The organism is Nonomuraea sp. WAC 01424 (assembly GCF_003947315.1).
In the GTDB taxonomy this organism is placed as follows: Bacteria; Actinomycetota; Actinomycetes; order Streptosporangiales; family Streptosporangiaceae; genus Nonomuraea; species Nonomuraea spiralis.
On sequence record NZ_QHHZ01000035.1, the window covers coordinates 1 to 21,095 of the forward strand.

The 21,095-nt window shown below is 68.3% G+C and carries 18 protein-coding genes and 1 rRNA gene; 8 read left to right on the forward strand and 11 right to left on the reverse strand.

Features of this window, described 5'->3' with window-relative positions; translation table 11 throughout:
• Nucleotides 1-115: ribosomal RNA gene (rrf, locus tag DMB42_RS51500) — 5S ribosomal RNA — on the forward strand; the annotation flags it as partial.
• Between the two features lie 439 nt (nt 116-554).
• Complete coding sequence (locus tag DMB42_RS51505; RefSeq protein ID WP_125649332.1) at nt 555-1,193, forward strand: class I SAM-dependent methyltransferase; 639 nt, start codon at nt 555-557, stop codon at nt 1,191-1,193.
• A gap of 481 nt (nt 1,194-1,674) precedes the next feature.
• Here DMB42_RS51505 and DMB42_RS51510 read toward each other — a convergent pair whose 3' ends face one another.
• The 3 genes from DMB42_RS51510 to DMB42_RS51520 all read right to left on the reverse strand — a co-directional run bounded on the left by DMB42_RS51510 (nt 1,675) and on the right by DMB42_RS51520 (nt 3,626).
• On the reverse strand, nt 1,675-2,208 hold the full coding sequence (locus tag DMB42_RS51510) for a GNAT family N-acetyltransferase (RefSeq protein ID WP_125649335.1): 534 nt from the start codon (nt 2,206-2,208) through the stop codon (nt 1,675-1,677).
• A gap of 31 nt (nt 2,209-2,239) precedes the next feature.
• Nucleotides 2,240-2,551, reverse strand: a complete 312-nt coding sequence (locus DMB42_RS51515; protein ID WP_125649338.1) for a MerR family transcriptional regulator — start codon at nt 2,549-2,551, stop codon at nt 2,240-2,242.
• Between the two features lie 304 nt (nt 2,552-2,855).
• On the reverse strand, nt 2,856-3,626 hold the full coding sequence (locus tag DMB42_RS51520; RefSeq protein ID WP_125649341.1) for a PhzF family phenazine biosynthesis protein: 771 nt from the start codon (nt 3,624-3,626) through the stop codon (nt 2,856-2,858).
• Between the two features lie 169 nt (nt 3,627-3,795).
• Between DMB42_RS51520 and DMB42_RS51525 the strand changes: the two genes are divergently transcribed.
• A complete protein-coding gene (locus DMB42_RS51525; protein ID WP_125649344.1) occupies nt 3,796-4,179 on the forward strand; it encodes a cell division protein SepF in 384 nt (127 codons plus the stop codon).
• 6 nt (nt 4,180-4,185) lie between these two features.
• On the opposite strand, the gene DMB42_RS51530 is transcribed toward DMB42_RS51525, so the two are convergent.
• The 5 genes from DMB42_RS51530 to DMB42_RS51550 form a co-directional block, all read right to left on the reverse strand.
• The gene (locus DMB42_RS51530; RefSeq protein WP_260478430.1) at nt 4,186-5,520 is read right to left on the reverse strand and encodes a hypothetical protein; all 1,335 of its coding nucleotides are present in this window, start codon (nt 5,518-5,520) and stop codon (nt 4,186-4,188) included.
• Nucleotides 5,521-5,640: 120 nt separating this feature from the next.
• Complete coding sequence (gene argS / locus DMB42_RS51535; protein WP_125649347.1) at nt 5,641-7,368, reverse strand: arginine--tRNA ligase; 1,728 nt, start codon at nt 7,366-7,368, stop codon at nt 5,641-5,643.
• Nucleotides 7,365-9,656 (reverse strand): HAD-IC family P-type ATPase, encoded by a 2,292-nt coding sequence (locus DMB42_RS51540; protein ID WP_260478431.1) that lies wholly within the window; start codon nt 9,654-9,656, stop codon nt 7,365-7,367. The genes argS and DMB42_RS51540 overlap by 4 nt, the downstream gene beginning before the upstream one ends.
• 41 nt (nt 9,657-9,697) lie before the next feature.
• On the reverse strand, nt 9,698-10,717 hold the full coding sequence (gene plsX / locus DMB42_RS51545; protein ID WP_260478432.1) for a phosphate acyltransferase PlsX: 1,020 nt from the start codon (nt 10,715-10,717) through the stop codon (nt 9,698-9,700).
• Nucleotides 10,718-10,883: 166 nt separating this feature from the next.
• Nucleotides 10,884-11,444: a DUF1707 domain-containing protein gene (locus DMB42_RS51550; protein WP_260478433.1), complete on the reverse strand. Its 561-nt coding sequence runs from the start codon at nt 11,442-11,444 to the stop codon at nt 10,884-10,886.
• Between the two features lie 175 nt (nt 11,445-11,619).
• On the opposite strand from DMB42_RS51550, the gene DMB42_RS51555 reads away from it, so the two are divergent.
• Both DMB42_RS51555 and DMB42_RS51560 read left to right on the forward strand, forming a co-directional pair.
• Nucleotides 11,620-12,936: a KamA family radical SAM protein gene (locus DMB42_RS51555; protein WP_125649353.1), complete on the forward strand. Its 1,317-nt coding sequence runs from the start codon at nt 11,620-11,622 to the stop codon at nt 12,934-12,936.
• A 465-nt stretch (nt 12,937-13,401) separates the two neighbouring features.
• A complete protein-coding gene (locus DMB42_RS51560; RefSeq protein ID WP_125649356.1) occupies nt 13,402-14,364 on the forward strand; it encodes a hypothetical protein in 963 nt (320 codons plus the stop codon).
• A gap of 496 nt (nt 14,365-14,860) precedes the next feature.
• Here the strand turns inward: DMB42_RS51560 and DMB42_RS53920 are convergent, their stop codons facing one another.
• The 3 genes from DMB42_RS53920 to DMB42_RS51570 all read right to left on the reverse strand — a co-directional run bounded on the left by DMB42_RS53920 (nt 14,861) and on the right by DMB42_RS51570 (nt 16,940).
• Nucleotides 14,861-15,016 (reverse strand): hypothetical protein, encoded by a 156-nt coding sequence (locus DMB42_RS53920; RefSeq protein ID WP_185845322.1) that lies wholly within the window; start codon nt 15,014-15,016, stop codon nt 14,861-14,863.
• 129 nt (nt 15,017-15,145) lie between these two features.
• Entirely contained in the window at nt 15,146-16,012 is an 867-nt protein-coding gene (locus DMB42_RS51565; RefSeq protein ID WP_185845323.1) for an ABC transporter ATP-binding protein, read from the reverse strand.
• Nucleotides 16,005-16,940 (reverse strand): ABC transporter permease, encoded by a 936-nt coding sequence (locus DMB42_RS51570; protein ID WP_125649359.1) that lies wholly within the window; start codon nt 16,938-16,940, stop codon nt 16,005-16,007. The genes DMB42_RS51565 and DMB42_RS51570 overlap by 8 nt, the downstream gene beginning before the upstream one ends.
• Before the next feature lie 470 nt (nt 16,941-17,410).
• On the opposite strand from DMB42_RS51570, the gene DMB42_RS51575 reads away from it, so the two are divergent.
• The 3 genes from DMB42_RS51575 to DMB42_RS51585 all read left to right on the forward strand — a co-directional run bounded on the left by DMB42_RS51575 (nt 17,411) and on the right by DMB42_RS51585 (nt 21,093).
• On the forward strand, nt 17,411-19,045 hold the full coding sequence (locus tag DMB42_RS51575) for an ABC transporter substrate-binding protein (RefSeq protein WP_125649362.1): 1,635 nt from the start codon (nt 17,411-17,413) through the stop codon (nt 19,043-19,045).
• A gap of 130 nt (nt 19,046-19,175) precedes the next feature.
• Nucleotides 19,176-20,120: an ABC transporter permease gene (locus tag DMB42_RS51580; protein ID WP_125649366.1), complete on the forward strand. Its 945-nt coding sequence runs from the start codon at nt 19,176-19,178 to the stop codon at nt 20,118-20,120.
• On the forward strand, nt 20,113-21,093 hold the full coding sequence (locus DMB42_RS51585) for an ABC transporter permease (RefSeq protein ID WP_260478434.1): 981 nt from the start codon (nt 20,113-20,115) through the stop codon (nt 21,091-21,093). The genes DMB42_RS51580 and DMB42_RS51585 overlap by 8 nt, the downstream gene beginning before the upstream one ends.
• Nucleotides 21,094-21,095: the final 2 nt, after the last annotated feature.

Below are 21,095 nucleotides of genomic sequence, written 5' to 3' on the forward strand. Positions count from 1 at the left end.
CGGCGGTTATGGCGGGAAGGAAACACCCGGTTACATTCCGAACCCGGAAGTTAAGCTTCTCTGCGCCGATGGTACTGCACTCGGGAGGGTGTGGGAGAGTAGGTCACCGCCGGACAATCTTTGGGAAAGGGCTCCGACCGTTTGGTCGGGGCCCTTTCTGCGTTTCCGGGGCATGTTGCCGGCCGTGCAGATCGCGCTGTTGGGCAGGGTTGCGGGTGCACGCTGGCATGTTGGGAACGCGGTTGGCCTTTCCCGAGGGGCGACCGGTGTGGGGGGGTTACGCCGCTGCGAGCTGGCTGCCGGTCGAAGGGGCGGCCGGGGCGATGTCCTGCGGGGCTTGCGTACAGGGCAAGGGCTACCAGGGTATGGGTGGCGCGATCTGGAGGCTGTTCAGCTGTCCCGTGTGAGGGCCTTCGGGCTGGGAGGTTCAACCAGGTTGTGCTGGTTGCCGGGCATGCTCGTTGATTGGGCGGCCAGGCGGTCGGGGCGGGGCGGACGCGCCGGCGGTCTGTCGATGACGACCTTTGCCGGCCGATGAGCTACAGTCGTCCGCCATGGCCGAATCCTCCTCCTATCTGACCGCGACGGCGGACGCCTACGACGCCGTCGCCGACATCTACGCCGATTTCGTGCGGGGCTCGCTCGACCGTCTCCCGCTGGATCGCGCGATCGTCGCCGTGTTCGCCGAGCTCGTCCGGGGCGGCGAACCCCTGCCCGTTGTCGAGGCCGGTTGCGGGCCCGGTTACATGACGGCGCACCTGCGTGACCTCGGGCTGGACGCCTTCGGCATCGATCTGTCTCCCGCGCTGGTCGACATCGCTCGTAGGGACTTTCCCGCCCTGCGTTTCGAGGTCGGTTCGATGGGCGCCTTCGACGTGGGCGACGGCGAGCTGGGCGGTCTGCTTTCCTGGTACTCGCTCATCCATATCCCGCCGCCGGAACTGCCGCCGTACTTCGCGGAGTTTCGGCGAGTGCTGGCGTCGGGAGGGCACCTCTTGTTCGGCTTCTTCGAGTCCGAGGGGGATCCGGTGGTGCAGTTCGACCACAAGGTCACACCGGCCTATCGGTGGCCGATCGATGATTTGGCAGACATGGCCCGTAAGGAAGGGTTCGTTGAGGTGGCGCGGATGTTGCGCGAGCCTCTGGAGGATGAACGCTTCCGTCGCGGCCACTTGCTGATGCGCGCGGTGTAGGTCCCGGCAGTACCGCGCCCCAGGCGGGCGGGCATGCGGGCGGCCTGGCAGGAAGCAGGCACGCCCGCTGTCCGAATGCGCCATGGGACGCGTCCACTGGCTAACGCGGGCAAGATGCGGTCTCGATGTTGCCGCATCGCATCTCTTCTGGGCGCGAGCAGGGGCTGTCTGAGCAGGGTGAGCGAGACTGATTCGAGGCCGAGGCTAATGGCTGCGGCGATTCGGTGGTTTCCGTGGAGGGGGGCGGAGTCGTTGTTGGAGCCAAGAGGCAGTGGGGCGTGCACGCCGCGCCTGCCCATGTCGGCCCTCGGGGCGCCCGGATAGCGGGTGTGTCGGCCGATCGCGGAGCCTGCGAGCTCGCGATGTCGAGCGGCGAGGGCCGTTGGCGGGTGTGCTGGGAGTGGGGGCTTCTGGACATCGGGGCGGATGGCGGTCTCACTGGTGCCCGGGGTGCCGGGGCGCGACGGATTGAGGCGCAGGGTCAGGGTTGGGGCCATTCGGTGGAGAGGAGGCCGAGGATGACCTCGTCGGTGAAGTGGCCCATGACCCAGGCGTTCTTGCGCAGTGTGCCCTCGCGGACGAAGCCGGCGTTGGTGGCGATGCTGATCATGGCGGTGTTGTCCGCCAGGGTTTCGATCTGCAGGCGGTGCAGTCCGCGGACGGCGAAGCCGTAGTGGCACAACACGCGTACGGTGTCGGTGCCCAGGCCCTTGCCGCGGAAGGCGGGGCGTAGGGAGATGCCGAGGTGGGCCGTTCGGTTGTGGGGGTCGATGCCCCAGAGGAGTGCTTCGCCGGCGAGTTCGCGGCCGGTGAGTTCCACGACCGAGAAGCAGGCGGTGTTGTCGGTGGGTTCGGCGACGGCGTACGGCGAGGTGGGCAGGCCGGGTGGGAAGGGCCGCCAGGGGCGGGAGGCGGCCCGGGAGCGGGTTGCGACGTCGTCGTAGAGCTCCGTCTGCAGGATGGGGACGTCTGTCTCGTGGCGGGCCCGTAGGGCGACTTTGTCACCGCGTAGCATGCCGTAGTTCTAGTCGACCTGCGGGTGACGATCAACCGGGATCGCCGAGGCGGGTGCGGACTTCTGCCAGCTCGCGGCGTACGTCGGAGAGTTCGCGTTCGAGTTGCAGGATGCGGCGGATGGCGATCAGGGTCATGCCCTGGTCGGCGAGGTCGGTCACATGCTGGACGGTCTTGATGTCGCGGCGGGAGTAGCGGCGTTGCCCGCCGGACGAGCGGCTGGGGCTGATGACGTCGTGTTCGTCCAGGCGGCGGAGGTAGGCCTGGCGGACCTGGAGCATGTCGGCGACCTGTCCGAGGGAGTAGAGCGGGGCGTGTTCGTCGTCGCAGGGCAGCTCGGGCATGGTGGCCTCCTCGGTGTGCCGGGGCGGGGTCAGGGCCCCGCGCCCGTGCCGGGTCAGGTCCGGATGGCCTTCGGGTCGCCGTGCCGGATCTCCGCGGTGCGCGGATCGGCGTCGTGGTCCTGGGCGTGTCTGGTGAACGTGCCCGTCGGGCGCTCGTCGCAGGCGGTCTCTTACGGCCGGTCACCGCATCGGTCGAGGTCAGCGGCATGGTGCCGAACCTCCTGCCTGTGGTGGTAGCTAACCTCCAACTCGATTTGCAGGTTAGATAGCTGGACGGAGGGAAGCAAGGAAGGTAAGAAAGTTTTTACCCGGTGGTGAGGAGTGTGCCGGTGAGGATCGTCACGGCGCGGCCGGCGAGGTGGACGCGGTCGCCGTCCAGGCGCGTGTGGACCAGGCCGCCTCGCGCCGAGAGCTGCGCGCCGGTCAGGGTCGTCCGGCCGAGGCGAGCCGACCAGTACGGGGACAACGCGCAGTGGGCCGAGCCCGTGACCGGATCTTCGGCAATGCCGACTTTGGGGGCGAAGAAACGGGAGACAAAATCCGTGCCGGTGCCGAGGGCGGTGACGATGATGCCGCGGGCATCCATGGCCGAGAGGGCCGGGATGTCGGGGCGCAGAGAGCGTACGGTCTCCTCGGAATCGACCTCGACCAGCAGGTCGAGCTCGCTTTTCGCGACCCGTACGGGTGCGGCTCCCAACGCTTTCTCCAGGCCGTCGGGAAGCGTGGCGGGCGCCACCTCCTTGGCCGGGAAATCCATCGTGATGAGGTCGTCGGCGGCGCGATTCACGGTTAGCGTTCCGCTCGCCGTGTGGAATTCGACCGGGCCGGTCGCCGCCCCGGTCGAATACAGAACGTGAGCGGTCGCGAGCGTGGCATGACCGCAGAGAGTGACCTCGACCACAGGGGTGAACCAGCGCAGGGAATCGCCGAGCAGGAAGGCGGTCTCGGACAGGTTCATCTCGGCGGCTACGCTCTGCATCCACCCATCAGTAACCGGAGAGTCCAGCAGGCAGACACCTGCGGGATTACCCTTGAAAGCTGTGTCGGTGAAGGCGTCTACAGTGAACAGGCGCATGAGGCCGATGCTATACGGGGGGACGGATATCCAGATGCAAGCAGGTTGCAAGCCGTACAAAATGGAATTAGGGCTGGGCGTGTCGCGTGGCGAATGCGGAATCGTCGGTTACCGTCCAATGTGTAGGGACGTGCCGATTACGGTGAGTTCCTGAGGAAAGGACAAGCCGATGGGGGCTGTGCGCAAGGTGGTGAACTACCTTGGCCTGAGCGGGGTCGATCACTACGACGACGCCTATGACGACGACGAGCACTACGAGGACGAGTACGTTCCGGCGACGGAGCGTGCTGCCCGGCGGTGGCGTGCGAACGTCGATGCGTCACGCATCGTGATGGTCCAGCCGCTCAAGTACAACGACGCACCGTTGATCGGTCAGCACTTCCGTGACGGGCAGACGGTGATCATGGATGTCACGGGCATGGCGATGCCCGAGGCGACGAGGATGGTCGACTTCGCCGCCGGGCTCGCGTTCGGTTGCGAGGGGCGCATCGAGCGCATCGCCGACCGCGTGTTCCTGCTCGCGCCGGCGCACGTGGAGATCGAGACGACCTGATCAGGTCTAAGCAGCGCGCGGGCCGCGACGAATCAGCCGGGTGAGCTCGGCTGCATCGTCAGCGGCCTGTTTCGCGCGTGCGTCCGCTTCTCTGGCGTACGCGTGCAGGGCCCACACGGCGCCTTCGGCCAGTTCCTTCAGCTCGTTGACCTGGCCGGCCACGTACCGGGCGTCGGCGACGATCGTCTTGTGACGCTGCCAGAGCTGCCAGCCGCCCAGCCCGAGCATGGCCACCCCGGCGGCGGCCAGCAGGAGCGAGGCGCTGAACCCCGCTCCGGCCAGGCACGCGACGCCCGCCACGATCAGCACGAGAGCGGCCCACGGCCGGCCGCGCGGTACGACGCCCTCGGTGAGGATGGCGTTCTCGGCCGTGGCGATCGATGCCTCGTCGGGGCCCTCGGGACGCAGGTGGATGCGGTGGCCGAGCAGCGGGATGGTCAGTGTGGCGGGTGGCGTCAGCCGGCTGTCGGCTTCGAGCTCTTCGGCCAGGCCGCGCAGGATGGGCGCGGCCACGTGCAGGGCGATGGCGGTCAGGTGGGGATCGGCACCGGGGCGCAGGTCGTCGAGCAGGTGGGAGATCAGCGCGGCCATCGGGCCGGCCGGGCCGGCCTGGCCGATCTGGGCGCGCAGGACCGCCAGCGGCTCGTCCTCGGCCCAGGACGCGGCGGGGCTGGCCGAGCTGTTGTTGAGCGGCGCGGAGGAGTCGTGCTCGGCTTGCCGGGCCGAGGTGATCTCCGCGCAGCGGCCGCGCAACCGGGCCACGCGGGCGGCCGCGACCGCCGGACGGGCCAGGTCAGGGATCTCGGCCATCTCCGGGAAGTCGGCCAGGGACGGCGGCACCACGACCGAGGGCTCGCCGGGCACCAGCGCCTGCACCCATTCCTCGACGTCGGCGTGCTCCTGCACGGCCAGGGCGTCGAGCTTGCGCAGCACAAAGATCTTGCCCGCCGGGCCGTAGGCCCCCCGGGCGGCGGCCAGCCAGAGCGAGCGCTGCCCGTGGGTGACGGGACGGTCGAGCGACAGCTCGCCGAAGGCCGTGCCGAGCCAGGAGGCGTGGATGCGGCTGCCCTGCCCGGACACCGCGAGTGCCAGGCACAGGAAGAGCGCGGTCTGCTGCTGGTCGCGGCCGGCGGCCCTGCTCAGCGGTTCGAGCGGGTCGTCGCCCGCCAGGATGGCGACCAGCGCTTCGACGGCAGGGGGCAGCCAGTAGCCGGGTATGTCGCGAAAGCCCGGAGCGGCGGGAGGAGCGGTGCCATTGGCGGCGAGGTGCGCCAGCAGCGCCTCGGCGTAGCGTTGCAACTCCGTCGCTGCTTGGGGGTTCGCAGTCAGGTCCGTGCTCAAGGCAGAGAACTCCCCCATTTCGGCCTCGGTTCATGACCGCGTAAAGCCTAGCCGTTAGGGCGCGCCAACGAGGTGGAGGCGCGCCCACGACGGAACGGGAGACTTTGAGCCAACTGCCTGTTACATACGCTCGGGGACCGGGACGCCCAGAAGGTCGAGGCCGGTTTCGAGTGCGCGCAGGGTGAGCGCGCACAGGGCCAGCCGCGAGGCGCGGGTCTCGGGCTCGACGTCGCTCCTGAGCACCGGGCACTGCTCGTAGAAGGTGCTGAACAGGCTCGACGTCTCGAAGAGGAAGTTGCACAGCCGGTGGGGCTCGGAGCGGGCGGTGACCTCTTCGATGAGCGTGCCGAAGCCGAGCAGGTGGAGGGCCAGGGCGCGTTCGGCGGGGTCGCCCAGGGTGATCGGGGCCGTCGCGTCCGCCGGGTCCATGTCCGCCTTGCGGAAGATGGAACGGATCCGGGCGGTCGCGTACTGCATGTACGGGCCGGTGTTGCCGGTGAACCCGAGCATGCGGTCGTAGTCGAAGACGTACTCGCTGTCGTGGCTGACGGACAGATCGGCGTACTTGACCGCGCCCATGCCGACGGCGAGGGCGATCTCGGTCCGGGTGGCCTCGTCGTAGCCGCGCTCGGCGATGGCCGCCGAGGCCCGGTCGACGCCCTCCTGGAGGAGGTCCATCAGCTTGACGGACTCGCCGGACCTGGTCTTGAAGCGGCGGCCGTCCTTGCCCAGCATCATGCCGATCTGGACGTGCTCGGCCGAGACCGTGTCGGGCAGCCAGCCGGCCATCTGCGCGGAGGCGAAGACCATGCGGAAGTGCAGGGCCTGGTCGGCGCCCACGACGTAGAGGATGCGGTCGGCCTTCAGGTCGTGGACGCGGTAGCGGATCGCCGCCATGTCGGTGGAGGCGTAGCCGTAGCCGCCGTCGCTCTTCCTGATGATGAGTGGCAGGGGCTTGTCGTCGGAGCCGGTGAAGCCGGGCGGGAACAGGCAGAGCGCGCCCTCGCTGTGGACCGCCACGCCGGACGACTCCAGGTCGTCGCAGGTCTTCTGCAGCATGGGGTTGTACATGCTCTCGCCCGCGAGGTCGGCGTCGGCCAGCGTGACGCCGAGCAGGGAGTAGACCTTGTTGAAGTAGCGGACGGTGGCGTCCATGAACACGTGCCACAGGCGCATGGTGTCGGGGTCGCCCGACTGGAGCGTGGTCACGCGCACCCGGGCACGCTGCTTGAAGCCCTCGTCGGCGTCGAACTTGGCCCGCGCCGCCTGGTAGAACTCGGTGCCCATGCCCGCTTCGAGCTGGGCGACCGCGGCCGGCTCGCCGATGTCGAGCAGGTGCTCGACGAGCATGCCGAAGGGGGTGCCCCAGTCGCCGAGGTGGTTCTGCCTGATCACCTTGTTGCCGAGGTGTTCGTGCAGGCGGGCCAGCGAGTCGCCGACGATCGTGGTGCGCAGGTGGCCGACGTGCATCTCCTTGGCCGCGTTGGGCGCGGAGTAGTCGATCACCACGGTCTGCGCGGGCGTGATGGTGCCCACGCCGAGGCGACTGTCGTCGCGCATGCCCGCGGCCTGGGACTCGATCCAGGAGTCGGCGAGCTTGATGTTGAGGAAGCCGGGGCCGCTGACCTCGACCGTGCCGGGAAAGTCGGACAGCTCCGCCTTGATCGCCTCGGCGACCTCCCGCGGGGACCGTCGCAGGCGCTTGGCCAGGCTCATCGCGACGTTCGCCTGGAAGTCGGCGAACTGTGAGGGCCGGATCAGCGGATCTGCGTCGGCGTGCTCTGCGCCGAACGCGCGGGCCAGCGCCTGCTGGACGCGCTCGGTGAGCACTATCTGCGGGTCGGTCATGTTCTAAGGGTACCGGCGAGCTTGACCGCGATGCTGATCGCCGCGGCAGCCACCACGGAGATGCCGACGGCCGTCAGGTCGTTGCTGATGTCGCCCGGAGCGAGGGCGAAGAAGTGCCTGACGGGCGGCAGCGCGAGGGCGAGCACGAAGAGCCCCGCCATGGACGCCAGCAGCGTCACCCGCCACCAGTTGAGCGGCCGGGTGATCAGTACGAGCACCCACCACGTGGTGAGGAAGAGCGTGATCACCGCGGACGTCTGGTCCTCGGTCAGCGTGGAGGTGCCGCTGTGGGCCGCCCAGAACGACAGCAGCACCGCGCCCGCGCACAACACCCCCGCCGGTACGGCGAACCGCAGCACCCGCCGGACGAACCCCGGCCGCGCCCGTTCGAACGTGGGCGCGAGCGCCAGGAAGAACGCCGGGATGCCGATGGTCAGCGCGTTCGTGAGGGTCGAGTGGCGGGGCGCGAACGGGAACATCACCCCGGCCACGCCGACGGCCAGCGACAACACGATCGCGTAGAAGGTCTTGGTGAGGAACAGGTTGGAGACACGTTCGATGTTGGCCAGCACCCGGCGGCCCTCGCCGACGACGTGGGGGAGCGTGGCGAACTTGTTGTCCAGCAGCACCACCTGCGCCACCGCCTTGGTGGCCGGGCTGCCAGCGCCCATGGCGATGCCGAGGTCGGCGTCCTTGAGCGCGAGGACGTCGTTGACGCCGTCGCCGGTCATGGCCACGGTGTGCCCGCGGGCCTGGAGCGCGCCGACGAACTGCCGCTTCTGCTGCGGGCTGACCCGGCCGAACACGGTGTGGGAGTCGAGCAGTTCGCCGAGCTTGACCGGGTCGTCCTGGGGGAGGGTGCGGGCGTCGACGGAACGGTCGCCGTCGGGGATCTTCAGGCTCATGGCGATGGCGGAGACCGCCTCCGGGTTGTCGCCGGAGATCACCTTGACCGTCACGCCCTGCTTGGCGAAGTAGCCGAGGGTCTTGAGGGCGTCGGGCCTGATCTTCTGCTTGAGGGTGACCAGCGCGACGGGCTCGACGGCGCCGCCGTTCTCGGCCGCGCGCAGGTCGTGCGTACGGCACAGGACGAGGACGCGGGTGCCGGTGAGGCCCAGCTCGGCGGCCTTGTCGTAGCCCTCGCCGTCGTGCAGCAGCACGTCGGGGGCGCCCAGCAGCCAGGCGCCGTGGGCGCCGAAGTCGGCGCCGCTCCACTTGCGGGCCGAGGAGAAGGGCACGGCCGAGGCCGCCGACCAGCCGTCGGAGGGGGCGGGGTAGCGGGCCTGGATGGCGAGGGCGGTGGCGTTGGGGCGGGCGTCGAGGTGGGCGAGCGCGGTCAGGGCGGACTCGACCGGCTGGCCGTCGCGGAGCGGGAGCACCTCGTCGAGGTCCATGCCGCCGGCGGTGAGGGTGCCGGTCTTGTCCAGGCAGAGTACGTCGACCCTGGCCAGGCCCTCGATCGCGGGCAACTCCTGGACCAGGCACTTGCGCCGGCCGAGCCGGATGACGCCGACGGCGAACGCGATCGAGGTCATCAGCACCAGGCCCTCGGGGATCATGGTGACGATGCCCGCGACCGCGCCGGTGATGGCGGTGCCGAAGTCGGCGGAGTTGTGCAGCTGGCTGTAGATCAGCAGGGCGCCGATCGGGATGACCAGCCAGGTGATGTACTTGATGAAGTTGGCGACGCCCTCGCGCAGCTCGGAGTGGGCGAGGTGGAACGTGCTGGCCTCCTCCGCCAGGCGTACGGCGTAGGCGTCGGTGCCGACGCGGGTGGCGACGTACGCGCCCGAGCCGGCCACCGCGAAGCTGCCCGACAACACCTGGTCGCCGGGCTTCTTGTGCACGGGGTCGGCCTCGCCGGTCAGCAGGGACTCGTCGACCTCCAGGCCGTCGGAGGCGACGACCTCGCCGTCGACGAGCAGGCGGTCGCCGGCGCCGGGCAGGACCAGGTCGCCGAGGACGACCCGGCGCGGCTCGACCTGCTGGTCCTTGCCGTCGCGGCGGACCCGGACCGGGGCCTCGTTGATCACGGCCAGCTTGTCGAGGGTGCGCTTGGCGCGCAGCTCCTGGACGATGCCGATCAGCGCGTTGGCCACGATGACCAGCCCGAACAGGCCGTCCTGCCACTCGCCGAAGATCAGGATCAGCGCCCAGAGCACGCCGATGACCAGGTTGAACAGGGTGAACACATTCGCCCTGATGATCGCGCTGAGCGATCTGCTCGACCGCCGCGGCACCTCGTTGGTCTTCGCCTCCGCGACCTGTGCTGAGGTGAGGCCGTCCACATTCCCCCCGTTCCTGTGGATCGGTCTCACACACTACGGCGTCACCAGAGTCTGTGTGAGCGATGCGTGGCGGCGACCCTGTCGCCGATCCTGGACACGATGCCGCCCGCGGAGAGGTCGGCGGCGACCTGACAGGCGGCGCTGATCGCCGGGGCCTTGGAGGAGCCGTGGGCGATCACGACCGTCCCGTTCAGCCCGAGCAGCACCGCGCCGCCGTGGGCCTCGGCGTCCAGGCGTCTGCGCAGCTCGCGGAGGCGGCCGCGCTGCATGAGGGCGCCGAACTTGGCCAGCCTGCTCTCGCCGATGGTCTCGGCCAGTTCGCCGAACGCGTACCGGACGGCGCCTTCCATGGTCTTCAGCGCCACGTTGCCGGTGAAGCCGTCGGTGGTGACGACGTCGACCTTGCCGGTGAGGAGGTCGTGGCCTTCGACGTTGCCCGTGAAGTGGATGCCGGGGGAGGTCTGGAGCAGTTCGTGGGCGCGTTTGACCAGTTTGTTGCCCTTCTCCGCCTCGCTGCCGATGGTGAGCAGGCCGATCCGGGGCTCGGGGATGTCGTAGGCCAGCTCGGCGGCCACGGCGCCGAGGTGGGCGAACTGCACCAGCATCTCGGGTTTGACCTCGGCGTTGGCACCGGCGTCGACGAGCAGGGTGGGGGTGGGGAGCGTCGGGAGCGCCACGGCGATGGCGGGCCGCAGGACGCCCTGCTGGGCCTTGAGCCGGAGCCGGCCGGTGGCGACGATGCCCGCGGTGGAGCCGGCCGACACCACGGCCGAGGCGTCGCCGCGGCGGACGAGGTGGCAGGCGATGGCGATGCTGGACCTCGGGCGGCGCAGGCTGGCCAGGGCGCCTTCGTCCATGGCGAGGGCCTCTTCCGCCCGGACGATGGGGACCTCTTTGGTGGCGTCGTGGTCGGCCAGGGCCTCGTACAGGATGCGGGGGGAGCCGACCAGTACGACGGGGAGCCGGCGCTCCCGTACGGCGTGGACCGCGCCGGCCACGATCTCGTGGGGGGCGTGGTCGCCTCCCATGGCATCGAGCGCGATGGGCCTGCTGTCGGACAATGGTCACCTCGTGGGCAAGCGAGCCCGCCCTCGCCCGGCCGGGCCGGTACGCGGGCTCGTGTATGTCCGCATCGTAGGCAGGGCGGTTGTCAGGTCGACCGGCGGGTAGACCTCCCTGGTTCCCCGAGGGGCCGGTTCCATTCACGGGCGGGCGTGCGGCCTCGTGTCAGTGGAGATTCCAGTCGTCCATGCCGCGGGTCACGATGACCTTGGAGAACTTCGACGAGCCGGTCACCCGGATCAGCGGCCCGTCGCCGGCCGAGCCGCCGCTCACGTTCCGCTTGCCGAAGATGGAGCTGCCCTCGTCGATCACGTGGGCGTTGTCCGGCACCCGGACGATCATCTTGCTGAACCTGGCGTCGGTCTCGATCGTGATCTCCCGGCCGGGGAGCACGGCGTCGGACAGGTCGATGATGAGGGCGCCGAAGCGGGCCGACAACTTGGTACGCCGGGACGCCACCCACCGCCCCTTACGGACGATCTTGCTGAACTTCGAGCTGATCACCTGGTGCTCGATGGCCTCGGGCAGGGCGGACGGGGTGGACACCTGGGGCAGGTCCCGGGTGAGGGGGACGAGTTCGCCGATCGTCTTCGCCGTGTAGGCGACCTCTAGGCGGTCGGCGTGCTCGACGCTGGTCAGTCTTCCGGTGGCGAGCGCGTCGCCAAGGAGGGCGGCGATGCGGTCGCGGTCGGCGTCGGAGGCGCGCAGGTCGGAATCCTCGGTCACGACAAGTCAGTCTATGCCGGATCGCGATATGTCGCGAGTGTCCTAGCTGAAAGGAAACTTGGAGCCCAGCGGAACCGGGGACGCGGCGTGCCGCGTCCGGATAATAAGAACCGTAGACGCGCGACAGGGTCGTGAGGTTTACACGCGATCGAACAAAAAAGATGGGAAAGGCCTAGTGATCTTGAACCAGGCAGGTACCCGACGCTTCAAGGCGTACACGTCCAAGCACCTCGACGAGCTCCTGCGGCGTGCGGGGCTGGACGACGAGGAGCGGCTGAAGGTCCGCGCCGTGGCCACGGTGCTGCCCTTCCGGACGAACGCCTACGTCGTGGATGAACTCATAGATTGGTCGGCGGCGCCCGACGATCCCATCTACCGCCTCGTCTTCCCCCAGGAGGACATGCTTCCCGCCGCGGACGTGGCCAGGCTGGCCGATCTGCTCAAGGCCGAGGCCCCCAACGGCGAGATCCAGGCGGAGGCCAACCGCGTACGCGCACAGCTCAACCCGCACCCTGCCGGCCAGAAGGAGCTCAACGTCCCGAGGATGGGCGACGAGCCGGTACCTGGCATGCAGCATAAATATCCAGAGACAGTGCTCTTCTTCCCTAAACAGGGCCAGACCTGTCACGCCTACTGCACCTACTGCTTCCGGTGGGCGCAGTTCGTCGGGGACGCGGACCTGAAGTTCGCCTCCGACGACATCGACCAGATGGTCGGCTACATCCGGCAACATCCCGAGGTCACCAGCGTCCTCATCACCGGCGGCGACGCGATGATCATGGGTGAACCCGTCATCCGGCGCTACATCGAGCCGCTGCTCGGGCTCGACCAGCTCGAATCAATCCGGATCGGTACGAAGGCCCTGGCCTACTGGCCGCAGCGCTTCACCACCGACCCCGACGCCGACGCCACGCTCGGCCTGTTCCAGGAGGTGGTGAAGGCAGGCAAGAACCTGTCGTTCATGGCCCACTTCACGCATCCGCGCGAGCTGGAGTCGCCGCGGGTGGAGTCGGCGGTCGAACGCATCCTCGGCAGCGGGGCCACGATCAGGACCCAGGCGCCGCTGATCCGGTCGATCAACGACGACCCCGCCGTGTGGTCGCACATGTGGCGGCGGCAGCTCAGGATGGGGATGATTCCCTACTACATGTTCGTCGAGCGGGACACCGGGCCGCAGGACTACTTCGCCGTCCCGCTGGCCCGCGCGTACGAGGTCTTCAGGGACGCGTACTCGACAGTCTCCGGCCTGTGCCGTACGGTGCGGGGGCCGTCCATGTCGGCCACGCCGGGCAAGGTGTGCGTGGACGGCGTCACCGAGATCGCCGGTGAGCGCGTCTTCGTGCTCCACTTCATCCAGGCCCGCGACCCCGACCTGGTCGGGCGGCCGTTCTTCGCCCGGTACGACCCGTCCGCGGTCTGGCTGACGGATCTGCGGCCGGCGTTCGCCGAGCGTTTTCCGTTCGAGCCGGCCGAAGCCCTGCTGCCCAACTGAGTGGTCGCGTTCTCGCACCACGACCACGGAATTCCGCGGTCGTGGTGCGAGACATTTGTTAATGCGCCCACTTGTTCACGGGCCGGGTGGGCGCCCGATCCTGTCGCGGATCCGATCTTGATCGGGTCCGCGCAGAATCCAAAACAAAACCTGGGTATTTCCCGTTTTGTCTCTCCGCTCAACGCTCTCCCTTTACTCGGTAACCGGGCTGTAAACCCTGCTACATGGGCTTTCAGGCCGCCTGCGGGCGCTCACCGTGAGTGATAGAACTGCTTCCGTAGCTCAGCCGTGACAGCACGCTTCGTGTGGTGCCCATAGCGTGCACGCCACGGCTTTCGGGGGTTATCGATTCGCATTTCCACCGCATTCGAGAGCGATCGATCACGAGCCGGGAAGGCAATCATGAATCGAGTAGTCAAGGCGGCCGTTGCCGTCACAGCATTCGGCTTGGCGGCGGCTTTGGCCGTGCCAGCTCAAGCAGAAGTTCAATTCACTCACACCGCCAAGATCGTCCCGCTGGACAGTCTCGGCGGGGGCACCAGCGGAAGCCCGCTCGGCCTGCTCGGCGGGCTGCTCGGCGGCGACCTGCTGAGCAGCCTGGGCGGCGGTCTCGGCGGCCTGGGCGGCGGCCTGGGCGGCCTGACCAAGAGCAACCAGCCCAAGGCGGACGACGCCATGGCCGACGCCATCGCCCGCGACACCGCCGACGAGAACCGGCGCGCGAGCCTGGCGATGACGCCGAACGCGGCCGAGGACGTCACCCGCTCCAGCGGCCCGCTGCCCGAGCTGTCGCCCATTCTCGGCGGCATGGCGATCGGCGGCGGCGGCCAGGGCATCACCAAGTCGCTGCCGCTGCTCGGCGGCGCGCGCATGGCGCAGCCGCTGGTCAAGGCCGCGCCGCCGAGCCACACCGAGGTCACCGGCACGAGCGCCCCCCTGCGGGGTGCCATGGACACGATGAGCGGCCTGGTCGGCGCCTCCGTCGGCGGCGCGATGGGCAAGGTGGGCGGCGGCATGCTGCTGCCGGGCATGGGCGCCGGCAACGCCGGGAACGCCGGGAACGCCGGGAACACCGCCGCGACCATGACGGGCGCCGCCAAGGGGCTGCGTGACCTGTCCACGGAGACCGCGGTGGGCGGGCTCGGCCGGGCCGCCAGGATGGCCCTGCCGCACGCCTCGGGCGCCGAGCTGGGCCCGATGGTCGGGCAGGTCGCCCCCGTCGAGGCCGCTCCGGTCGTCGAGGCGCTGCCGGGCACCACCCAGGCCGCCTCCGTCGACGAGATCACCCCGCTTATGGCGGACACCGCGGGTCTCGTCTCGTCCAACGGCTCCAAGGCCGCCGGCTCCTACGGCGACATGGTGTCCGCCCTCGGCTGGAGCACCGACGCGCTGACGAGCTCGGTGCGGGGCTCTTGGGCTCGCGACTGACGCGAGCACGGCGCGTGCCGGACGTGTTCAGGATGTGACCCGCGCGGGAGCGTCCCGGACATTCCGTACCGACGCGCGGACACGGCCCGCTGAGGGCCGGTACGACGGTTCGCCGGCGTCCTAGGTGCCGACGCTCGCGAACCGGCCGTGACGGCCGTGAGGCAGCCGCGTTCACGCGCGCCAGATTTTCCCGACAGTGTGTTCCCGATCATCCGGGCGTCAACGAACGCCCGGATGGCGACGGGGACGCCGTCACACCGACGCGGCAGGCCGATGGTGTGCTCAAAGGTGCCGAGCGCACTGGTGGCACTGCCGCGCGTGGGTTGCGGACCCGCCGCTCGATCGGCGGGACCGTCACGGGTCTGGGCGGATGTGTCCCAGCCCGGGGCTCGCCCGCGCGTCCCGCCGCTTACTGCAGGGCAGCGGCGCCGCGCCGAGCCCGCCGCCGGCGGCCGCCCGGGGCCGGCGGCCTTTTTACGTCCCTGGCCTCTACGTCTCAGGGAAGGCGGACGCCGGTGCGGCGGGCTATCTGGGCCTGCAGGCGGGCCATCTGCCAGTGAAGCTCCAGCAGCTGCTCGGCGAGCTGCATCCTGGGGATCTCGGCCACGTCCTCGATGGCCAGGTGGTCGATCGCGGCCGAAAGCTCTCCCATCGCGCGCCCCCACTCCGTCAGCGTTCATTGGTTCGAATCCGCGTTCGAATTCTATCGGAACGACAGTCACGGTGTGAGTGTTTCGGCGCGCGAGTCACCCGCGTTTCGCACAGATGATCGACGGGTGGCTCAGCCCTTGTTGTAGGCGGCGATGACTTCCTTGGGGTCGCCGTCCATTTTGATCTTGCCCTTGTGCAGCCAGATGACCCGGTTGCAGGTCTCCTCGATGACCTTGAGGTCGTGGGCGACCAGGAAGACCGTGCCGGCGGACTCGCGGATCTGCCGGATGCGGGCCTCGCTCTTCTTGCGGAACTCGCGGTCGCCCGTGGCCAGGGCCTCGTCGATGAGCAGCACGTCGTGGGTCTTGGCCGAGGAGATGGCGAAGCGCAGTCGCGCGCCCATGCCGGAGGAGTAGGTGGACATGGGCAGCTGGACGAACTCGTCGATGCCGGAGAAGTCGACGATCTCCTGGTACTTCTCCCTGACCTCCGACGGCGTCATGCCCATGGCGTAGCAGCCGAGGACGATGTTGCGCTCACCGGTCAGCTCGCGCATCAGCGCGGCGTTGACGCCGAGCAACGAGGGCTGACCGTCGGTGTAGACGGCGCCCGCGTGCGGCGGGAGGAGGCCGGCGATGGCACGCAGCAGCGTGGACTTGCCCGACCCGTTGCGGCCCACGATGCCGATGGCGTCGCCGTGATAGGCCACGAAGGTCACGCCCTTGACGGCGTGGACCTCTTTCATCTGCGGACGGCCCTGGCGCTTCAGAAGGCGCGTGAGCGCGTTGACCGCGTTGCCCTTCTCGTTGTCGGAGGCCGTCCCGTAGACGCGGTAGACGATGTGCAGGTCGTCCACGATGACGGTCGGGGTGCCCGTGGGTACGTCGAGCGGACGCTTGTCCCGGGGCTCCGGGTTGGGGTGCACCCTGACGTCCTTGTTGGGGACGGCGGGCTCCTCGCCCTTCACCTGTGACAGCTCCTCCGTCAGTTCAGCCACGCCCGTACCTCTCCTCGGACCGCCAGAAGTACCAGAAGCCGAAGCCGAGTGCGAACACTGCCCAGAATACGCAAGAAACCAGCACCATCGTCGGCGGGTTGTGCCCGTTCTCCGGGTGGTAGGTCTTGATGAGGATGTCGCGCATCCACTCGATGTAGGAGGCCGTCGGGTTCAGGTACATCACGTCGGCCACCCACTGGGGCAGGTTCGCCGAGCCGACCACCTTGTCCTGGATCGAGAAGAAGACGCCCGAGGCGTAGAGCCAGGTGCGGGTGATGAACGGCAGCAACTGGTTGAGGTCGCGCATCTGGGCGCCCATCCGGGCGATCACCAGGCTGGCCCCGACGTTGAACATCGTCTGGAGCGCCAGCACCACCGGGATCATGAGCCAGAACCAGGTGGGCCATTCGCCGGTGGCCACCACGATCACGAGGAGCACGCCCATGGAGATGGCGAGCTGCTGCAGCTCCTGGATCGTGTACGCCAGCGGCAACGAGGCACGCGGGAAGTGCAGGGCGCGGATCATCGACAGGTTGCCCGAGATGGACTTGGCGCCCGCCGTGACCGTGCGCTGGGTGTAGGTGAAGACGAACATCCCGGTCAGCAGGAAGGCCGGGTAGTTCAGGATGTTGCCCTTGCCGCCCAGGATGATGCCGAACATCACGTAGTAGATGGCGGCGTTCAGGAGGGGGGTCAGCACCTGCCACAGCTGGCCCAGGGCCGAGCTGGAGTACTTCGAGACGTTGCGCGAGGTCGCGTACGTCAGGATGAAGTGTCGCCGCTCCACGAGCTGGCGCAGATAGACAGGGAACCTCGGCCGTGCGATGGCACGGCGAAGTCCGTATCTCTCGGCGAGCTTGGCCAGCGGCTCCTGCCCGCGTCGGCCGCCCGCCTGGGCGTCCGCGACAGCGGATTCCGGCTGGCTCATGGCAAGGACTCTATTGGATCCCGGTCGGTGGGGTGCCTGCCGCGAGGGACGCGGCAGATGCTTGGACGGAGTCTTGGGGCGCCAGGTTCCAAGGTGCCGTCAAGACTCGCACAACCGTAGCCCAGTGAGGCGGGCCATGGCGGGAAGGGCGCGACCACTGTCCTGTAGGGGGTATTTTTCATCCGCTGTTCACGTCCAAGCTTGACCTGTTTGAGCATCTCTGGGGTGTTTGTAGTCTTATGGGCAGAATGTCTGTGACGCTGGTTTGGCGCACGTGTGACCGAACTGCAACGCGCCAGAGACTCGCTGGTGGCAAGTAGTAAGAGATAGTCGCGATCGACTGGCAGGGCGTCGGCTGGTTTGACCATGTCAGCCAAATCCGGGGGATACCAGGAACCCCCCGTCAGGCTGCTTACCATCACCGCAGCTCAGCGCTGTCGCCCACCTGTAGAGGGAGGATTTTTATCACCATGCGTGTTACTAAGGGCGCACAGATCGTCGCCGGTACCGCGCTGCTCGCCCTCGCGGTTGCCGCGTGTGGCGGCGGTGCCTCGGACGGCGGCACTGCCGCGGGCGGCGGCGAAACGCCGGTCCGCATGGAGATCGGTGAGCCTCAGGAGCTTCTCAACCCGCTGAACACCACCGAGACCGAGGGCTCCGAAGTCCTCGCCGCGGTGTTCTCGCCGCTCGTCAAGTACGACGAGAACAAGCAGCCGGTTGAAGAGGCCGCCGAGTCGATCACCACCCAGGACAGCAAGGTCTGGACGATCAAGCTCAAGTCGGGCTACACCTGGCACGACGGCAAGCCGGTCACCGCCGCTGACTATGCGCGGGCCTGGAACTATGGCGCCAACCAGGACAACGCCATGAGCTCCTCCGCCTTCTTCTCCCGCATCGACGGCTTCGCCGACGTCCACCCGGGCGAGGGCAAGACGCCGACGGCCAAGGAGATGAAGGGCCTCAAGGCTGTCGACGACAGCACCCTTGAGGTCACGCTGTCCGCACCGTTCTCGCAGTTCAAGACGATGCTCGGGTACACCGCCTTCTACCCGCTGCCGGCCTCCGCGCTCGGTGCCGACGGAAAGGTGACCCAGGCCTACGGCGAGCAGCCGATCGGCCAGGGCCTCTTCAAGGTCGACAAGCCCTACAAGAAGGGCGGCGCGCAGACCATCGACATGACGGTCTACGACAAGTTCCCCGGCACCAAGCCGAAGAACTGGACCAAGCTGCAGTTCAAGATCTACAGCTCGGCCGAGACCGCCTTCCAGGACCTCCAGGCCGAGAACCTGGACGTGGACGACTCGCTGCCCGCCTCGGCGATCGCGACCGCCAAGTCCGTCCTCGGCGACCGCTACTTCGACGAGCCCGACGCCTCTGTCGGCTACATCGGCGTCCCGCTGAAGTACAACCCCGAGTTCAAGAACCCGGACGTGCGCAAGGCCATCTCCATGGCCATCGACCGCAAGACCATCACCGAGACGGTCTTCGCGGGCACCCGCGCCCCGGCCGACGACTTCATCAACCCGGCCATCCCCGGTTACCGTCAGGGCGCCTGCACGGCCTGCACGTACAACCCGGCCGAGGCGAAGAAGCTCTACGCCGACGCCAAGGGCCCGGCCAAGCTGGAGCTCGGCTACAACGGTGACGGCGGCCACAAGGAGTGGATCGAGGCCGTCGCCAACAACCTCCGCGCCAACCTGGGCATCGAGGTCACGCCGAAGCCGTTCGAGAACTTCAAGGCCATCCTGGACGACCTGGACGCCAAGAAGTACAAGGGCCTGTTCCGTATGGGTTGGTCGATCGACTACCCGTCGGCCGAGAACTACCTGACGCCGATCTTCGGCACCCAGGCCATCTCGACCGGCTCCAACTACGGCGGCTACGAGAACAAGGAGTTCGACGACATCGTCGCCAAGGGTGACCAGGCCGCCGACGCTGCCGAGGGCCTCAAGCTCTACCAGCAGGCCGACGACATCCTGATCAAGGACATGCCGTACATCCCGGTGTACTTCTACCGGAGCAACTTCGGACACTCCCCCAAGGTCAAGGGCGTCAAGCTGAACCTGCTCAACCAGGTTCAGTGGGCCGACATCGAGAAGGCCTGACGTCATTCGCCGGGCGGGCGGCTCTTGCCGTCCGCCCATCGGAGGACTGAGCTTGGAGGCAGTCACTTTGGGGCCGGGCAAACCGCGGCTACGAGGGTGACTGCCTCCACGCATGTACCGGAGGGCTTGAATGGGCCGTTATGTCATCAGGCGACTGCTGCAGGCGATACCCGTCCTGCTCGGCGCCACGCTACTCATCTTCGCGATCGTCTTCGCTCTGCCCGGCGACCCCATCCAGGCACTGGCGGGCGAGAAGCGCCTGGACCCGGCCGTGGCCGAGGTCCTGCGCGACCAGTACCACCTGAATGATCCGCTGCTGCTGCAGTACTGGTACTACCTCAGCGGCGTGCTCCTCCACGGGGACTTCGGGACCACCTTCTCCAGGATCCCGGTCTCGCAACTCATGGCCGGCAAGTTCCAGGTCACGCTGAACCTCGCGCTGACGGCCCTCGTCATGGAGGCCATCGTCGGCGTCGGCCTCGGCCTGTGGGCGGCGCTGCGCCGCGGCAGGGCCTCCGACACCGCCATCCTCGCCTCGACGCTGCTGCTCATCTCCGTCCCCACTCTGGTGACGGGCTTCGTGCTGCAACTCGTACTCGGAGTCAAGCTCAAACTGTGGACGGGGAGCGACATCTTCCCCGTGGCGGGCATCTCGGCCGGGTTCCGCAGCTATCTGCTGCCCGGTTTCGTGCTCGCCGGCACGTCGATCGCCTATCTCACCAGGCTGACGCGGACGAGCCTGGTGGAGACACTGCGTGCCGACTACATCCGTACGGCGACCGCCAAGGGCCTGTCCAAACGCCGCGTCATCGGCAGGCACGGTCTCCGCAACGCGCTGATCCCGCTGGTCACCTACCTCGGCGCCGACCTCGGGAACCTGATGGGCGGCGCGGTCATCACGGAGACGATCTTCAACCTGCCGGGCATCGGCAACCAGCTGTTCAACTCGATCCTGCTGCGAGAACAGCCGGTCGTCGTGGGCATCGTGACCGTGCTGGTGCTGATCTACATCCTGGCCAACCTGGTCGTCGACATGTTGTACGCAGTGCTCGACCCGAGGATCCGCTATGAGTAACGAAGCAAACGTCGGGCCCATGCTGCCGGAAGCGAAGTCGCTGGTCACGGAGGTGCCGGCGGCGCCGTCCCCCGACAAGCAGGGCAAGCGCAGGAAGCAGAAGCAGGACAAGCCGGCGAGTCTGTGGACCGACGCCTGGTACGACCTGCGGCGCCGGCCGATGTTCATCATCTCCGCGGTGCTGATCACGATCCTGCTGGTCATGGCGTTCTGGCCGTCGTTGTTCACCTCGATCGACCCGACCAACGCCCAGACCTGCGACCTGTCCACCGCCCGGCAGCTCCCCAGCCAGGGGCACCTGTTCGGCAAGGACAGCCAGGGTTGTGACGTGTTCGCCAGGACGATCTACGGCGCGCGCAACTCGATCGTGATCGGCGTGACGACCACGATCCTCACCATGATCGTGGGCGGCCTGCTCGGGCTCTTCGCCGGCTTCCGCAGCGGCGTGATCGACTCGGTCTCCTCCCGGGTCACCGAGATCTTCTTCGCCATCCCGCCGATCCTGGGCGCCCTGCTGATCGCGGCGACCTTCCGTGACAGCGGCATCAACAGCATCCTGCTGGTCATCGCGGCCCTGGCCGTGCTCGGCTGGCCGATGGTGTTCCGCATCATGCGGGCCTCGGTGATCACCGCGAAGAGCCAGGACTTCGTGGTCGCGGCGCGGTCGGTGGGCGCGGGCCAGTGGCGGATCATGTTCAAGCACCTGCTGCCGAACTCGCTGGCGCCGGTCATCGTGGTCAGCACGATCAACCTCGGCGGCTACATCGCGGCCGAGGCGGCGCTGTCGTTCCTCGGGGTTGGCGTTCAGTCGCCGGACATCTCGTGGGGTCTCATGATCGCCGACGCCCGGCCCAGGTTCCTCGACGCGTCGCTGCCGCTGTTCTTCCCGGCCCTGTTCCTGAGCGTCACGGTGCTCGCGTTCATCATGCTGGGCGACGCCGTGCGCGACGCTCTCGATCCGAAGCTCAGGTAGAA

What these genes read in the sequence shown, in the direction of transcription:
- DMB42_RS51505 (WP_125649332.1), top strand. Translation starts at nt 555, where the DNA reads ATGGCCGAATCCTCCTCCTATCTGACCGCGACGGCGGACGCCTACGAC.
- DMB42_RS51510 (WP_125649335.1), bottom strand. Translation starts at nt 2,208, where the DNA reads ATGCTACGCGGTGACAAAGTCGCCCTACGGGCCCGCCACGAGACAGAC.
- DMB42_RS51515 (WP_125649338.1), bottom strand. Translation starts at nt 2,551, where the DNA reads ATGCCCGAGCTGCCCTGCGACGACGAACACGCCCCGCTCTACTCCCTC.
- DMB42_RS51520 (WP_125649341.1), bottom strand. Translation starts at nt 3,626, where the DNA reads ATGCGCCTGTTCACTGTAGACGCCTTCACCGACACAGCTTTCAAGGGT.
- DMB42_RS51525 (WP_125649344.1), top strand. Translation starts at nt 3,796, where the DNA reads ATGGGGGCTGTGCGCAAGGTGGTGAACTACCTTGGCCTGAGCGGGGTC.
- argS (WP_125649347.1), bottom strand. Translation starts at nt 7,368, where the DNA reads ATGACCGACCCGCAGATAGTGCTCACCGAGCGCGTCCAGCAGGCGCTG.
- DMB42_RS53920 (WP_185845322.1), bottom strand. Translation starts at nt 15,016, where the DNA reads ATGGGAGAGCTTTCGGCCGCGATCGACCACCTGGCCATCGAGGACGTG.
- DMB42_RS51570 (WP_125649359.1), bottom strand. Translation starts at nt 16,940, where the DNA reads ATGAGCCAGCCGGAATCCGCTGTCGCGGACGCCCAGGCGGGCGGCCGA.
- DMB42_RS51575 (WP_125649362.1), top strand. Translation starts at nt 17,411, where the DNA reads ATGCGTGTTACTAAGGGCGCACAGATCGTCGCCGGTACCGCGCTGCTC.
- DMB42_RS51580 (WP_125649366.1), top strand. Translation starts at nt 19,176, where the DNA reads ATGGGCCGTTATGTCATCAGGCGACTGCTGCAGGCGATACCCGTCCTG.
- DMB42_RS51585 (WP_260478434.1), top strand. Translation starts at nt 20,113, where the DNA reads ATGAGTAACGAAGCAAACGTCGGGCCCATGCTGCCGGAAGCGAAGTCG.